This is a genomic window from Pseudomonas sp. SIMBA_041 (genome assembly GCF_046535095.1).
GTDB classification, from domain to species: Bacteria; Pseudomonadota; Gammaproteobacteria; order Pseudomonadales; family Pseudomonadaceae; genus Aquipseudomonas; species Aquipseudomonas mucoides.
The window spans coordinates 1-231 of sequence record NZ_JAWRXJ010001029.1 but is presented as its reverse complement, the minus strand read 5'-3'; the positions used below and the strand labels follow the sequence as shown (position 1 = coordinate 231).

At 53.2% G+C, this 231-nt stretch carries 1 protein-coding gene; it reads left to right on the top strand.

What is annotated here, in order from left to right; genetic code table 11:
• Positions 1 to 231: hypothetical protein (locus SB725_RS34235; RefSeq protein WP_410923832.1), on the top strand; the 231-nt coding region annotated here is incomplete at both ends.

Here is a 231-nt window from a genome sequence, read left to right as displayed (position 1 = left end):
GCATTCGTTTATCACAAGGTGAATCGGTGGAGATTGATCATGGGGATGCCAAAGTCATGCTGATGGACTGGCAGGCCGACTGGTCACAAGCCCGTGCGGTTGTATTGGCTGCCGCGATGGCCTGTAATGATGAAGAGCGTAAGCTCGTGGCACAAGTCTTTGCCCGTCTTGGCGCGCAGGTCATTTGGTCTGCTGATCATCCTGGTCTTTATGTGTTACGCACCATTGCCA